Source organism: Streptomyces sp. NPDC107471, assembly GCF_055582845.1.
In genome coordinates this window covers 279906-292532 of the sequence record NZ_JBVJPC010000010.1, presented here as the reverse complement: position 1 = coordinate 292532, position 12627 = coordinate 279906, and the positions used below count along the sequence as shown (strand labels likewise).

At 72.5% G+C, this 12627-nt stretch carries 13 protein-coding genes; 6 read left to right on the top strand and 7 right to left on the bottom strand.

Going from position 1 to position 12627, the window contains the following annotated elements:
• Window positions 1-13: 13 nt before the first annotated feature.
• The 3 genes from ACZ66S_RS31635 to ACZ66S_RS31625 all read right to left on the bottom strand — a co-directional run bounded on the left by ACZ66S_RS31635 (window position 14) and on the right by ACZ66S_RS31625 (window position 3172).
• The gene (locus ACZ66S_RS31635) at window positions 14-607 is read right to left on the bottom strand and encodes a hypothetical protein (RefSeq protein WP_469904970.1); all 594 of its coding nucleotides are present in this window, start codon (window positions 605-607) and stop codon (window positions 14-16) included.
• Window positions 608-692: 85 nt separating this feature from the next.
• Window positions 693-1553 (bottom strand): MurR/RpiR family transcriptional regulator, encoded by an 861-nt coding sequence (locus ACZ66S_RS31630; protein WP_469904969.1) that lies wholly within the window; start codon window positions 1551-1553, stop codon window positions 693-695.
• Entirely contained in the window at window positions 1550-3172 is a 1623-nt protein-coding gene (locus ACZ66S_RS31625) for an aromatic amino acid ammonia-lyase (protein WP_469904968.1), read from the bottom strand. The genes ACZ66S_RS31630 and ACZ66S_RS31625 overlap by 4 nt, the downstream gene beginning before the upstream one ends.
• Window positions 3173-3362: 190 nt before the next feature.
• On the opposite strand from ACZ66S_RS31625, the gene ACZ66S_RS31620 reads away from it, so the two are divergent.
• On the top strand, window positions 3363-3803 hold the full coding sequence (locus ACZ66S_RS31620; protein ID WP_424879856.1) for a hypothetical protein: 441 nt from the start codon (window positions 3363-3365) through the stop codon (window positions 3801-3803).
• 8 nt (window positions 3804-3811) lie between these two features.
• Here the strand turns inward: ACZ66S_RS31620 and ACZ66S_RS31615 are convergent, their stop codons facing one another.
• Window positions 3812-4576: an SDR family oxidoreductase gene (locus tag ACZ66S_RS31615; protein WP_469904967.1), complete on the bottom strand. Its 765-nt coding sequence runs from the start codon at window positions 4574-4576 to the stop codon at window positions 3812-3814.
• 150 nt (window positions 4577-4726) lie between these two features.
• Here ACZ66S_RS31615 and ACZ66S_RS31610 point away from each other — a divergent pair, with 150 nt between their 5' ends.
• On the top strand, window positions 4727-5578 hold the full coding sequence (locus ACZ66S_RS31610) for a helix-turn-helix transcriptional regulator (RefSeq protein ID WP_469904966.1): 852 nt from the start codon (window positions 4727-4729) through the stop codon (window positions 5576-5578).
• A gap of 327 nt (window positions 5579-5905) precedes the next feature.
• Here ACZ66S_RS31610 and ACZ66S_RS31605 read toward each other — a convergent pair whose 3' ends face one another.
• On the bottom strand, window positions 5906-7294 hold the full coding sequence (locus ACZ66S_RS31605; protein ID WP_469904965.1) for a cystathionine beta-synthase: 1389 nt from the start codon (window positions 7292-7294) through the stop codon (window positions 5906-5908).
• Window positions 7295-7456: 162 nt separating this feature from the next.
• Here ACZ66S_RS31605 and ACZ66S_RS31600 point away from each other — a divergent pair, with 162 nt between their 5' ends.
• From ACZ66S_RS31600 to ACZ66S_RS31590, 3 genes are all read left to right on the top strand, one after another.
• The gene (locus ACZ66S_RS31600; RefSeq protein ID WP_469904964.1) at window positions 7457-8485 is read left to right on the top strand and encodes an SGNH/GDSL hydrolase family protein; all 1029 of its coding nucleotides are present in this window, start codon (window positions 7457-7459) and stop codon (window positions 8483-8485) included.
• Window positions 8486-8611: 126 nt separating this feature from the next.
• Entirely contained in the window at window positions 8612-9832 is a 1221-nt protein-coding gene (locus ACZ66S_RS31595) for an acetyl-CoA C-acetyltransferase (protein ID WP_469904963.1), read from the top strand.
• A gap of 286 nt (window positions 9833-10118) precedes the next feature.
• Entirely contained in the window at window positions 10119-10901 is a 783-nt protein-coding gene (locus tag ACZ66S_RS31590; RefSeq protein WP_469904962.1) for a hypothetical protein, read from the top strand.
• Window positions 10902-10917: 16 nt separating this feature from the next.
• Here ACZ66S_RS31590 and ACZ66S_RS31585 read toward each other — a convergent pair whose 3' ends face one another.
• Complete coding sequence (locus tag ACZ66S_RS31585) at window positions 10918-11229, bottom strand: hypothetical protein (RefSeq protein ID WP_078960138.1); 312 nt, start codon at window positions 11227-11229, stop codon at window positions 10918-10920.
• A 104-nt stretch (window positions 11230-11333) separates the two neighbouring features.
• Here ACZ66S_RS31585 and ACZ66S_RS31580 point away from each other — a divergent pair, with 104 nt between their 5' ends.
• Window positions 11334-11564 carry a DUF4287 domain-containing protein gene (locus ACZ66S_RS31580; protein WP_020120819.1) on the top strand — a complete coding sequence of 77 codons (231 nt, stop codon included), beginning with the start codon at window positions 11334-11336 and terminating at the stop codon, window positions 11562-11564.
• An 81-nt stretch (window positions 11565-11645) separates the two neighbouring features.
• Here ACZ66S_RS31580 and ACZ66S_RS31575 read toward each other — a convergent pair whose 3' ends face one another.
• Window positions 11646-12530, bottom strand: a complete 885-nt coding sequence (locus ACZ66S_RS31575; RefSeq protein ID WP_469904961.1) for a Bax inhibitor-1/YccA family protein — start codon at window positions 12528-12530, stop codon at window positions 11646-11648.
• Between the last annotated feature and the right edge of the window lie 97 nt (window positions 12531-12627).

The window sequence follows — 12627 nt, the reverse complement described above, 5'->3', positions numbered from 1 at the left end:
GGTCCCACCGGTCCTAGACCAGTGCCGCGGTGCGGCGGCGCGCTCCTCCCGGGGCCGCGTCGCCCGCCGCGACTCCCGTGCTGCGGTACGCCCTGACCGCCTTGCCGGCCGGGCGTCCGCCGTTCGCGGCGAGCCAGTCGACCCGCACCCACAGCAGCGCGTCCCCGGCCCGCTCCAGCCGCCCGAGCCAGGCGGCCTTCAGCCACAGGCCGACAGCGCACCCGGCGAGCAGCATGCCACCCGCGACCGGCACGGCAGCGTTGCAGCCCAGCGCCGCCAGCCAGGCGAGCAGCAACCACCAGCGGTGCCCGCGGCGCCAGTTGCGCACACTGACCGCCCGGTCCTGGAGCACGTCGTGCCTGCCCGCGCGGGCCGCGGCCCGGCCCAGTGCCGTGTAGCGCCCGCGGCGGGCGTACGACACCACGGCCACCGCCACGACGAACAGCGCCGCTCCCGCCGGCACCCCGATCCGGCGTCCGGTCAGCCCGGGGACCAGCAGCCCGATCCCCGCCGCGAACACCCCGGCCCACCACAGGGGTGCGGCCCCGGCGCGCACGACGACGGCCACCCGAGCCAGCCCACAGGCCTTGCGATCTGCGCGTGCCACGTCCCGCCTCCTTGTCGTCCCGGCACTGTCCTGCCGGTCGGGGAGAGTAGCGAGCGAACGTGAGACGAGTCTGAAAAAAAGCGCCCTACTCCACGAAGAGTCCGCGTGCCGCGGCCCGCGCGTCGAACTCCTCCAGCCGGGCCTGCGCGTCCGGCAGGTCGTCGCACATCGCCTCCAGCAGCACCCGGCCGAGCAGCATCGGGGCGCAGGCGGTGTCGAAGGCGAGGCCGGTGCCGACGGCGGCGGGCAGCAGCAGGTCGGAGACCTTGGCGACCGGGGCGAAGGCGGAGTCGGCGACCGTGACGACGCTCAGGCCCGCCTCCCGGGCGTAGGCGAGGGTGTCGACGACCTCGCGGGGGTGCCGGGGCAGCGCGAAGCACAGCAGGGTGGTGGCGCCCGCGCGGACGGCGGCGTCGATCCGGTCGTGGATCATCGTGCCGCCCTCGTGGAGCAGCCGTACGTCCGGATGGACCTTGGCGGCGAAGTAGGCGAAGCCGTACGCCTGGGAGGCCGCGGCCCGCAGTCCGAGCACCGGCAGGGGCCGGGAGGCGGCGAGCAGCCGGCCGGCCCGCTGCACCGGGCGGGGGTCGGCGAGGATCTCCGCCAGGTGCCGGAGGTTCTCGATCTCGGCCTCGACAGCCTGCTGGTACTCGTTGTACGACGCGGACGCGGCCGTCTGCTCGGCGGGCGCGACCTCGCGCAGGTGCCGGCGCAGGGCGGGGTAGCCGTCGAAGCCGAGGGCGACGGCGAAGCGGGTGACGGAGGGCTGGCTGACCCCGGCCAGCTCGGCGAGCTCCACGCTGGACAGGAACGGCACGTCGGCGGCGCTGCGCACCATGCTGTGCGCGATGCGCCGCTGGGTCGGTGTGAGCCGGTGCCCCTCGAAAAGCGCCTGCAACCGTCCGGCGGGAGTGTCCGCCCCGCCCGCCACACCCAGGTCGCTCATGCCTCGATCCCCCTCCAGATGTCCGTGAACCGGTCGAGCAGCGCGGCCGCCGCCGTCACGTCGCCCGTGAGCGGCCGGTCGGCCGGGTCCGCCGCCAGCACCGCCTCGGCGAGTTCCAGCGCGCGGCCCACCGGGAGGCCCGGGTCGGGCCGGAGGTCGCGCTGGCGCAGCGCCCGTACGGCGGCGACGAGCTCGCAGCCGACGACGAGACGGTACGCGCCGCACGCGCGCAGTGTCTGACGGGCGGCGAGCGAGGCGAAGCTGGCCTGTTCCTCGACGCCCCGGGAGAGTACAGCGTGGCCGAGCGAGGCGGGCGCGGAGAAGGCCCGCAGGTCGCCGAGGGCGGCTCCGGCGGCGTACTCCAGGATCATCACGCCGGAGGAGGCGGGCTCGTGGTCGGCGAGGAAGGGTCTGAGGCGGGTGAAGGCGGGCTCGTTGAGCGTGGAGAGCCGGGACGTGGACAGCCGCGCGACCTGGGTGAGGGCGAGCCTGAAGTGGTCCAGGGCGAGGGCGAGTTGGGCCTGGTAGAAGCCGCCGTGGTGGTAGGCGGCCATGTCCTCGGGGGAGATGAGGGGGTTCTCGGCGGCCGCGTTGATCTCGATCGTGAGGACCTCCTCCAGGGCGTCGGCGGCGTCCTGGGCGGGCCCGTGGATCTGGGGCAGGCACCGGAAGCCGTACGGGTCCTGGATCCGCCCGAGCGGCGGGGTGGGCCGGTCTTCCGCCCCGATCAACTTCCGCATCCGACGCGCCACTTCGGCGGAGCCGCGGTGCGGGCGGGCCGCGTGCACGGGAGCGGCGTAGGCCTCGTGCGAGCCGTCCACCGCCAGCAGCGACAGTGCCCCGACGACCTGCGTGGCCTCGACCAGGCCGCGCAACTCGTGCAGGGCGAGCGCCGCCTGACCGAGGGTCAGGGCGTTGCTGCTGATGAAGGCGAGCGCGTCGTTGTTGTCGAGGGGCTGGGGCTCGGGAGCGCCCACGGCACCGAGCGGTCGTCCGGCCTCCCGGGGGCGCGGAACGCCCGCCCCCGCGCCGGGCCCTGGTCGCTCACCGGTGCCGTTCGCGGTGCCGCCGGTCCGCCAGGGGTGCTCCCCCGCCAGGGCCAGGCCCGCCTGGGCCAGTGCCGCGATGTCGCCCGTGCCCACCGAGCCGAACTCGTTGACGACCGGGTACGCGCCGCTCTCCAGGGCCTCGCACAGGGCCGTGACGACGGACGGCCGCAGTCCCGCGCCGCCCGCCAGGAGCTGGTTGGCGCGGACCGCGAGCATCGCGCGGACCTGCCGGGCCGGGAGTTCCTCGCCGATGGCACCGGCGTGGCTCCGCAGCAGCCGCAGCCCGTGCCCGGCGGCCGCCTCGGTGGGGACGTCCTCGTTCCGGTTCGCGCCGACGCCGGTCGAGCGGCCGTAGACGCGCCCGGTCGCGGCGATCTGCCGGGCGGCGTCCCAGGACTCCGTCACCCGCTGCATCGCGTCGGCCGCGGGCACCGGTCGCGCGCCCCCGTCGGCGAGGCGGACCACGTCCGCGACCCCGAGCGAGATCCCGTCGAGGACCACCGCCGGGGGGTGCCCGACCGCGACGGGATCCGGCGCCTTCGGCGCCTCCACGACCCGAGACGACACCACGCCCAAGCTCCCCTCGTACGGACACCCGATCGTTGCCAACATATTCAACTGAGGAGAACTCTGCATGCCGTTATGCAGCCGGGCAAGGGACGTCTCATGATGCGGTGGAGGCGACCTGCGACGGACCCCCGCCGCAACAGGGGGGCTAACCCCAGTGCAGCGTGCGTTCGCGCTGCCTACCGTGGATCGCATGACCGGAATGGATGCGCGCGACCCCGAGCTCAAGAAGGAACTCAACGCCACCCTGCAGGCCCGCAGGGAACTGGGCGAGGAGTACGAGTCCGCGCTGGTCGACTCGTTCCTGGAGAAGGTCGACCAGCGGATCGACGGTGCCGTGGACCGCCGCCTGCGCCGGCAGCTCGCCGAGCAGCAGATGGTGACGGCCCGGGGCGCCCGCTCCCCCAAGCCCACCGACTCCTTCGGCGAGCGCTTCGGCTTCGGCATCGTCTCCCTGGTGCTGGCCATCCCGCTCTCCGCGATCGGCGGCGGCGTCGCCCACCTGCCCGGCCTGCTGGTCTCCTGGGTCGGCATCGTCGGCGTCAACGCCTTCCAGGCCCTGCGCGTCAACCCGGACCTCTTCCGGGGCCGGCGCGCGAAGCCGTCCTCCCGCAGCAGCGACTGGGAAGGCTGAACCGGCGCTCACACCTGCCCGGTCGGCAGCACCACCACCTGGCGCAGGTTGACGTGCCGGGGCCGACTGGCGACGTAGCCGACGAGGTCGGCGAGTTCCGCGGCCGCCAGCGCGCCCATCGCCTCGACCATGCCGCCGACCTGCTCCCGCAGCCCGTCGTTGTCGATGTGCGTGGCGAGTTCGGACTCCGTCAGGCCCGGCTCGATGTTGGTGACCCGCACGCCCCGCGGCCCGAACTCGTTCCTCAGCAGCGCCGACAGATGGGTGACCGCGGCCTTCGTCGCCCCGTACACCGCGTAGTCGGTGAAGCCGGTGACGTGCGCGCCGATGGACGAGACGTTCACCAGGTCCGCGCTGCGCCCCTGCCCGGCCGCGCCGTACAGGTCCCCGGCGAAGGCGCCGATGACGCGCAGGACACCGGTGACATTGGTGTCGATCATCCGCTGCCACTCGTCGACGCGGGCGTCCGCGATCGGGTTCGGCAGCATCACGCCCGCGTTGTTCACGACCAGGTCGACGTTCCCGTAGGCCGCGTGGACGCTCTCCACGGCGGCCGCCACGGACGCGTCGTCGGTGACGTCGGCGACCACGGCCAGCGCCTGTCCACCGCCGGCCCGGATCTTCCCGGCGACCGCCTCCAGCCGCTCACCGCGCCGGGCGAGCAGCGCGACCCGCGCCCCCCGCTCGGCCAGCAGGACGGCCGTGGCCTCACCGATGCCGCTCGCCGCTCCGGTGACGACGGCGGTACGTCCGGCCAGATTCTCGTACGACATGGAGGTGCTCCTCGGTGGGCTGCGGGCCGGGGCGACTCCCCGGCTTCGTCCACCACCCTGCGGCGCCCGGGCCGCCGTACCCAGGGATGCGCTTTTCCTGGGTCTGCCAGTACCAGGTTCGGCGCCCGCCCCTCCCCTACGATCGAACCCATGGACGGGGACCTCGGAGATTTCCTGCGCTCGCGCCGCGCCCGCATCCGGCCCGAGGAGGTGGGGCTGCCCTCGCACGGGCGGCGCCGCGTACCGGGTCTGCGCCGGGAGGAGGTGGCGCAGTTGGCCGGAGTGAGCGTCGACTACTACATCCGGCTGGAGCAGGGCAGGGGACCCGGCGGCCCCTCCCGGACGAAGTCCGGCGGAGTGTCCGACGCCGTCCTGGACGCCGTCGCGCGCGTGCTGCGCCTGGACGAGACCGAACGCGCCTACCTCCACGCGGTGGCCCGCCCGCGCCGACAGGCCCGGCGTCCCGACCGCCCCCGGGTCCGCCCGGCCGTCCAGCTCATGATCGACGCCATGGACCGCAGCCCGGCCTTCGTCCTGGACCGCCGGATGACCGTCCTGGCCTGGAACCCCCTGGCCGACGCGGTGTTCGGCTACAGCCGGGCCACGGCCGAGGCGCCCAGCGTCCCGCGGCAGGTCTTCCTCGACCCCGCCGCCCGTGACCTCTACCCGGAGTGGTCGGCGGTGGCCGCGCAGTGCGTGGCCCATCTGCGGGTCCTGGCGGGCCACCACCAGGAGGACCGCGAACTGACCTCGCTCGTCGGCGAACTCTCCCTCAGGAGCGAGGACTTCCGCCGTCTGTGGGCCGACCACCAGGTCAGGGAGTGCGCCTACGGGACCAAGCGGCTCCAGCACCCGGTGGCGGGCCTGCTCGTCTTCCCGTACGAGACCCTCACGGTCCCGGGGGACGGCGACCAGAGCCTGCTCGTGTACACCCCGGAACCGGGGTCGCAGACCGCGGAGCGCCTGGCGCTGCTGGGCAGTTGGGCCCGTACGGGCGCCTAGGAGAGGTGTTTCGCGGGGACCGCCGCACCCCCGTGAACGGGGGGCGGGACGACGGCGGTCCCCGCGAGGGACGCCGACCGGGCAGGGCCGGGTCTGGCGTCCGGCGTCCATGGAGGTCCGGGAGCCGCTCCGGAGGTCCTTGGACGTTCGGCGCCGGCCTGGGCGGGGAGCCGCTCCCGCCCTGCCGACACCCCCTACAGTGCCGGACCCGTGTTAAGCGTGTGCTGCGCGGACGTGACGCCCTCGTACCGGTTCCGCGAAGTCCACCCTTTCGGTAGGAAACCGCAAGTCCGGCGCCGGCACGCGGTGTTCACCGGACGTCTGCCGTCACTTCCCGCCCTTGGCGAGGAAGGCCAGCAGGTCCTGGCGGCTGATGACACCGGTGGGCTTGCCCTCCACGAGGACGATCGCGGCGTCCGCCGAGCCGAGGACCGACATCAGGTCGCCGACCGGTTCGCCGGAACCGACCTGGGGCAGCGGGGCCGACATGTGCTTCTCCAGCGGGTCCTCCAGCGAGGCCCGCTTGGCGAACAGGGCGTCGAGGAGTTCGCGTTCGACGACCGAGCCGACGACCTCCGCGGCCATCACGTCCGGGTGGCCGGCGCCCGGCTTGACGATCGGCATCTGCGAGACGCCGTACTCCCGCAGGACGTCGATGGCCTCGCCGACCGTCTCGTCCGGGTGCATGTGGACGAGGGAGGGGATGGCGCCGTGCACCTTGTCGTTGAGGACGTCGGCGACGCGGGCGCTGGGGCCCTCGTCCTCCAGGAAGCCGTAGTCGGCCATCCACTCGTCGTTGAAGATCTTCGAGAGGTAGCCGCGTCCGCTGTCGGGGAGCAGCACCACCACGACGCCGTTCTCGTCCAGGCGCTCGGCGATCCGCAGGGCCGCGACGACCGCCATGCCGCAGGAGCCGCCCACCAGCAGGCCCTCCTCCTTGGCGAGGCGGCGGGTCATCTGGAAGGAGTCCTTGTCGGAGACGGCGACGATCTCGTCGGCGACGGTCCGGTCGTAGGCGGTCGGCCAGAAGTCCTCACCCACGCCCTCGACGAGGTAGGGCCGCCCGGAGCCGCCGGAGTACACGGACCCCTCGGGGTCGGCGCCGATCACCTGGACCCGGCCGTCGCTCGCGTCCTTCAGGTACCGGCCGGTGCCGGAGATGGTGCCGCCGGTGCCCACGCCCGCCACGAAGTGGGTGATCCCGCCCTCCGTCTGTTCCCACAGCTCGGGGCCGGTGGAGTGATAGTGCGAGAGCGGGTTGTTGGGGTTGGAGTACTGGTCGGGCTTCCACGCGCCCGGCGTCTCGCGCACCAGCCGGTCGGAGACGTTGTAGTACGAGTCCGGGTGCTCCGGGTCGACGGCGGTCGGGCAGACGACTACCTCGGCGCCGTACGCCCGCAGCACGTTGATCTTGTCCGTGCTCACCTTGTCGGGGCACACGAAGATGCACTTGTACCCCTTCTGCTGCGCCACGATGGCGAGCCCCACCCCGGTGTTGCCGCTGGTCGGCTCGACGATCGTGCCCCCGGGCTTCAGCGCGCCGCTCTCCTCCGCCGCCTCGATCATGCGCAGGGCGATGCGGTCCTTCACGGAGCCGCCGGGGTTGAAGTACTCGACCTTGGCCAGGACGGTCGCCTTGATGCCCTTGGTCACGCTGTTGAGCCTCACCAGCGGGGTGTTGCCGACGAGGCTGATCATCGAGTCGTGGAATTGCACCGTTGTCTCCGGATGCTTGCAAAAGAAGTGGTCCTAGTGGTCCGGCCAGCCTATGGCCTGATCGGGCGCCATGACGGTCGTTCACTCCCCGTTGGGATTGGGCCACGGTCCGTGCGGGGCAAGGAGTGGGTGTAGCGGGTACGACGGAGGTGGCGGCGACGTATGACGAGCATGTCGAGGGCGAGGGTGGCCCGGCGGATCGCGGCCGGCGCGGCATACGGCGGCGGCGGGATCGGTCTGGTCGGCGCGGCGGCCATGGGGCTGCTGCTGGCGGAGGTGCGGCTGGCCAGACGGCAGGTGGGCAACGGCACGGCGCCGCACGTCCCGCAGGCCCAGGGCCGGTACGGCCATGTGTACACCGTCGTGGGCGAACCGCCCCTGCGTCTGACGATGCTGGGCGACTCCACGGCCGCCGGCCAGGGTGTGCACCGGGCGGGCCAGACACCGGGCGCACTGCTGGCGTCCGGTCTGGCGGCGGTGGCGGAACGCCCGGTGGAGCTCCGTAACGTCGCCCTCCCCGGCGCCACCTCGGACGACCTGGACCGCCAGGTGGCGCTGACCCTGGCGGACGCCGACCTGGTCCCCGACATCTGCGTGATCATGATCGGCGCGAACGACGTCACCCACCGCATGCCGGCCACCCGGTCGGTGCGCCACCTCTCCTCGGCGGTACGAAGGCTGCGCACGGCCGGTGCTGAGGTCGTCGTCGGCACCTGTCCCGACCTGGGCACCATCGAGCCGGTCCAGCAGCCGCTGCGGTGGCTGGCCCGCCGGGCCTCGCGCCAGTTGGCCGCCGCGCAGACGATCGGCGCGGTCGAACAGGGCGGCCGCACGGTGTCGCTGGGCGACCTGCTGGGCCCGGAGTTCGAGGCGAACCCGCGCGAGCTGTTCGGCCCCGACAACTACCACCCCTCGGCGGAGGGCTACGCGACCGCGGCGATGGCGGTGCTGCCGACGGTCTGCGCGGCCCTCGGCCTGTGGCCGGCCGACGAGGACCGCCCGGACGTCTCCCGCCGCGAGGGCTTCCTGCCGGTGGCGCGGGCGGCCGCGGAGGCCGCCTCGGAGGCCGGTACGGAGGTCGCCGCCGCGATGCCGACGGGCCCGAAGGGGCCCTGGGCACTGCTGAAGCGCAGGCGGAGGCAGCGGGTCCGGGCGACGGAGCCGTCGACCACCAGCGTGTCCGAGGCCTGAGGGGACCCGAGGAAAGCAAGCGCTTAGACATAGGTCACACCGTCACCCCCGTGACCCAGGCCATACGTACGGGTAACTTCCCAAGGAGCCCCGTCCGGAAGAACCCCGTACGCCAATGGAGCCGTGATGCCCGAAGCCGTGATCGTCTCGACCGCCCGCTCCCCCATCGGCCGCGCCGTCAAGGGCTCGCTCAAGGACCTGCGCCCCGACGACCTCACCGCCACGATCATCCAGGCCGCCCTCGCCAAGGTCCCCGAGCTGGACCCGCACGACATCGACGACCTGATGCTCGGCTGCGGTCTGCCCGGCGGCGAGCAGGGCTACAACCTGGGCCGGATCGTCGCCGTGCAGATGGGCATGGACCACCTGCCGGGCTGCACGATCACCCGGTACTGCTCCTCCTCGCTGCAGACGAGCCGCATGGCCCTGCACGCCATCAAGGCCGGTGAGGGCGACGTCTTCATCTCGGCCGGCGTCGAGATGGTCTCCCGTTACGCCAAGGGCAGCTCGGACGGCCTCCCGGACACCACCAACCCGATCTTCGCCGAGGCCCAGGCCCGCACCGCGGCCACCGCCGCCTCCGAGGGCTCGACCTGGCACGACCCGCGCGAGGACGGCCTGCTCCCCGACCCGTACATCGCGATGGGCCAGACCGCCGAGAACCTGGCCCGCAGCAAGGGCGTCACCCGCCAGGACATGGACGAGTTCGGCGTCCGCTCGCAGAACCTCGCCGAGGAAGCCATCAAGAACGGCTTCTGGGAGCGCGAGATCACCCCGGTCACGCTGCCCGACGGCACGGTCGTCAGCAAGGACGACGGCCCCCGCGCCGGCGTCACCCTGGAGGGCGTGCAGGGCCTGAAGCCGGTCTTCCGCCCCGACGGCCTCGTGACCGCCGGCAACTGCTGCCCGCTGAACGACGGCGCCGCCGCGGTCGTGATCATGTCCGACACCAAGGCCCGCGAGCTCGGCCTCACCCCGCTCGCCCGCATCGTGTCGACCGGCGTCTCGGGCCTGTCCCCCGAGATCATGGGCCTCGGCCCGGTGGACGCGTCGAACCAGGCCCTGCGCCGCGCCGGCCTCACCATCGACGACATCGACCTGGTCGAGATCAACGAGGCGTTCGCCGCCCAGGTGATCCCCTCCTACCGCGACCTGAACATCCCGCTGGAGAAGCTGAACGTCAACGGCGGCGCGATCGCCGTCGGCCACCCCTTCGGCATGACCGGCGCCCGCATCACCGGCACGCTCATCAACTCCCTCCAGTTCCACGACAAGCAGTTCGGTCTGGAGACCATGTGCGTGGGCGGCGGCCAGGGCATGGCGATGGTCATCGAGCGCCTGAGCTGATCCCCAACTCTCTGTGTCCGCACGGGAACCCAGCGTCACTCTTCGGCCTAGAACCTGTGAAACTCCAAGGTTCTGGGCCGATTTGTGATCCAATCTCCCTCAGGATGTGACCTATCTCCCTTCGCAGAGGTATCTGCGCAGCTCAGAGCCGTTACACCACCAAACACCGGACCCAAAGTCCTGTCCGATTCGTGACGTTACGCACTGACAGCGGGATAGTCCGCCCTTCAAGCTGATGTAGGAAGTCGGGGGTCGACTTTGAACCGGGAGTACGTCAGTGAGCGCCATGCCGATCGCCTTGCTGGTCACCACGGCCGCCACGGGCGCCGTGGGCGTCGCCGTCCTGCGCACCCTCATGGTGCTGCGCCGACAGGTCGCCGCCCTGCACACCGAGCTCGCCAGGAACAGCGGCACGCCCGTGCGGGGTCTCGTACCGGCCGCGCGTCCCGCCGCTGACGTCGACGAGATACGCGCCGCCGTGGCCGAGGCCCTCGCCGAGGAGCGCGAGCGCGAGCTCGCCGAGGCGCGCGCCTTCTGGGCCGCCCAGGAGGCCCGTGACGCCTCCGACGCGCCCTCGCTGCTCGGCCTGCCCGACAGCGAGCTGTTCCTGCCCCGGCAGGCCGACTTCGTGGGCCTGGAGCCGCTGGAGCCGGTGTCGGAGTCCTCGGCCGACGCGGACGAGTTCGCGGGAGACAGCCCGGAACTGGCCGCGGCCCGCCGCCGCCACCCCTCCCACCCGGACTTCGTGCCGGTCGGCTCACCCGCCGTGGGCGACCACGAGCGCACGGTGGCCACCCTGGAGGAACTGGCCGCGTCCGGCACCGAACTGGCCGACGTGCGCCCCGGCCCCCTCGGCACCCTCGACGTCTACGTCTTCGCGGACGGCACGACCCTGTGCATGACTCCGGGCCACCGCGAGACGGCCGAACGCCTCGCGGCCGCCCTGCGCGCCGGCGAGACCCCGGTCCTGCTCGGCGGCTCCGGCGTCTCGGGCGCGTACACGCTGACGTTCGCCTGCGGCGAGGAGAACGTCTACATCCTGGCCGACCGGGTCATAGCGTCCCTCTAGGCGGTCCCGGCCGCGGTCAGACACCGGCCCGCTGCTGGGCCTGCGCCACCAGCTCCAGAGCCTCCTCCACTTGGCCCTCGTCCGTCAGGACGAGGGCCAAGTCGTGCACGGCCACGGTGATTTGGTCGGCGGCGGCGAACATGCCCGCGTCCGGCATCTCGCGCAGCGGGGTCCCCGGCTCCTCCAGGACCTGCGTCCGGCGGGCGAACTCGCGGGCCAGTCCCAGCGCCTCGGCGGCCGCGCCCCGTTGCAGCCGGCTCTGCGGCGCGGCCCGCAGACGGTCGGCGAAGTGGTCCACAGCCCGGGTCAGACGCGAAGTATCAGCCACCGGGCAACCGTACGCGTCGCACCGGGACTGTTGCCAACAGGCGAACGCTCAGGCACGGTGACCTGAAGGACCGGCTTACATCCCCTTTGCGTCCGGAGGCGCCGATGTCCCACGTCCTCTCCGAGGAGACCCACCGCAACATGCTCGCCCGCATCCCTCACTGCACCGGTCGTGAAGTGTCCGACTGGCTGCGCACCGTCGACGAAGGCCCGGCCCTCTTCCGCTTCGAGGAGAAGGTGAGCTGGCTCCGCCACGAACACAACCTCGCGTACGGCCACGCCAAGGCGATCATCCACGAGTACGACCTGAGGAGGGCCGCGCGCAGGTACTTCTAGCCGCGCACCGCAACCGAACCCCCAGACGACGAAGGGCCCCGGGTCGCAGAACCCGGGGCCCCTCCACGCGCGAGGCGCGGACTAGTCGCTGCTGTTGAGGATCGCGATGAGGCGCAGGAACTCCATGTAGATCCACACCAGCGTCAGCGTCAGACCGAACGCCGCCAGCCAGGCCTCCTCCTTCGGCGCGCCGTAGGCGATGCCGTCCTCGACCTGCTTGAAGTCGAGGGCGAGGAAGCACGCACCGAGCAGGATGCCGATGATGCCGAACAGGATGCCGAGGCCGCCGCTGCGGAAGCCGAGGCCGTCACCGCCGCCGAAGACGGCGAACAGCGTGTTGACGACCATCAGCAGCAGGAAGCCGAGCGCGGCCGCCATCACGAAGCCGTAGAAGCGGCGGTTGACGCGGATCCAGCCCGCCTTGTACGCCACCAGCACCGCGGTGAAGACCGCCAGGGTGCCGATCACGGCCTGCATGGCCGCGCCGCTGGCGATGCGGTTGTCGACGATGCTGGAGATCACGCCGAGGAACACGCCCTCGAACGCGGCGTACGACACGATCAGCGCGGGCGTGGCCTTGCGCTTGAAGGACTGGACGAGCGCCAGGACCATGCCGATCAGCGCGGCGCCGATGCCGATGCCGTACGAGCGGCCGATGTTGGCGTCGTCGACGGGCAGCAGCGCCCAGGCGAGCGCGGCCGTGACGATCAGGATGCCGAGGGTGGTGCCGGTGCGCATGACGACGTCGTCCATCGTCATCCGGCCGGTGGTCACCGGGGCCTGCGGCGGCGCGCCCTGCTGCTGGGCATAGGGGTTGGTCGCGTACGGGTTGCCCTGCGGCTGCGCGTAGGGGCCGGCCTGCGTGCCTACGGCTGCGCTCCCGGCCTGCGGCGCGGTGTTGAAGCCCGCGTAGCCGTTGTCGCGGCTGAACCCCCGTCGCGAGAAGACCGGGTTGCTGCTCCTCATTTCACTCCTCCATGGCCACCGTGTGTGGGCCTTGCCTCAAGAGTAATGGGTAGGCAAAGGAATGACCCTAGTGCTTGGGGAGGATCTTCCCTCGATG

Excerpts from the sequence above, each read along its gene's own strand:
- ACZ66S_RS31615 (WP_469904967.1), bottom strand. The coding sequence starts at position 4,576 with ATGTCGTACGAGAATCTGGCCGGACGTACCGCCGTCGTCACCGGAGCG.
- ACZ66S_RS31580 (WP_020120819.1), top strand. The coding sequence starts at position 11,334 with ATGTCCCACGTCCTCTCCGAGGAGACCCACCGCAACATGCTCGCCCGC.
- ACZ66S_RS31590 (WP_469904962.1), top strand. The coding sequence starts at position 10,119 with ATGCCGATCGCCTTGCTGGTCACCACGGCCGCCACGGGCGCCGTGGGC.
- ACZ66S_RS31630 (WP_469904969.1), bottom strand. The coding sequence starts at position 1,553 with ATGAGCGACCTGGGTGTGGCGGGCGGGGCGGACACTCCCGCCGGACGG.
- ACZ66S_RS31600 (WP_469904964.1), top strand. The coding sequence starts at position 7,457 with ATGACGAGCATGTCGAGGGCGAGGGTGGCCCGGCGGATCGCGGCCGGC.
- ACZ66S_RS31575 (WP_469904961.1), bottom strand. The coding sequence starts at position 12,530 with ATGAGGAGCAGCAACCCGGTCTTCTCGCGACGGGGGTTCAGCCGCGAC.
- ACZ66S_RS31595 (WP_469904963.1), top strand. The coding sequence starts at position 8,612 with ATGCCCGAAGCCGTGATCGTCTCGACCGCCCGCTCCCCCATCGGCCGC.
- ACZ66S_RS31620 (WP_424879856.1), top strand. The coding sequence starts at position 3,363 with ATGACCGGAATGGATGCGCGCGACCCCGAGCTCAAGAAGGAACTCAAC.
- ACZ66S_RS31610 (WP_469904966.1), top strand. The coding sequence starts at position 4,727 with ATGGACGGGGACCTCGGAGATTTCCTGCGCTCGCGCCGCGCCCGCATC.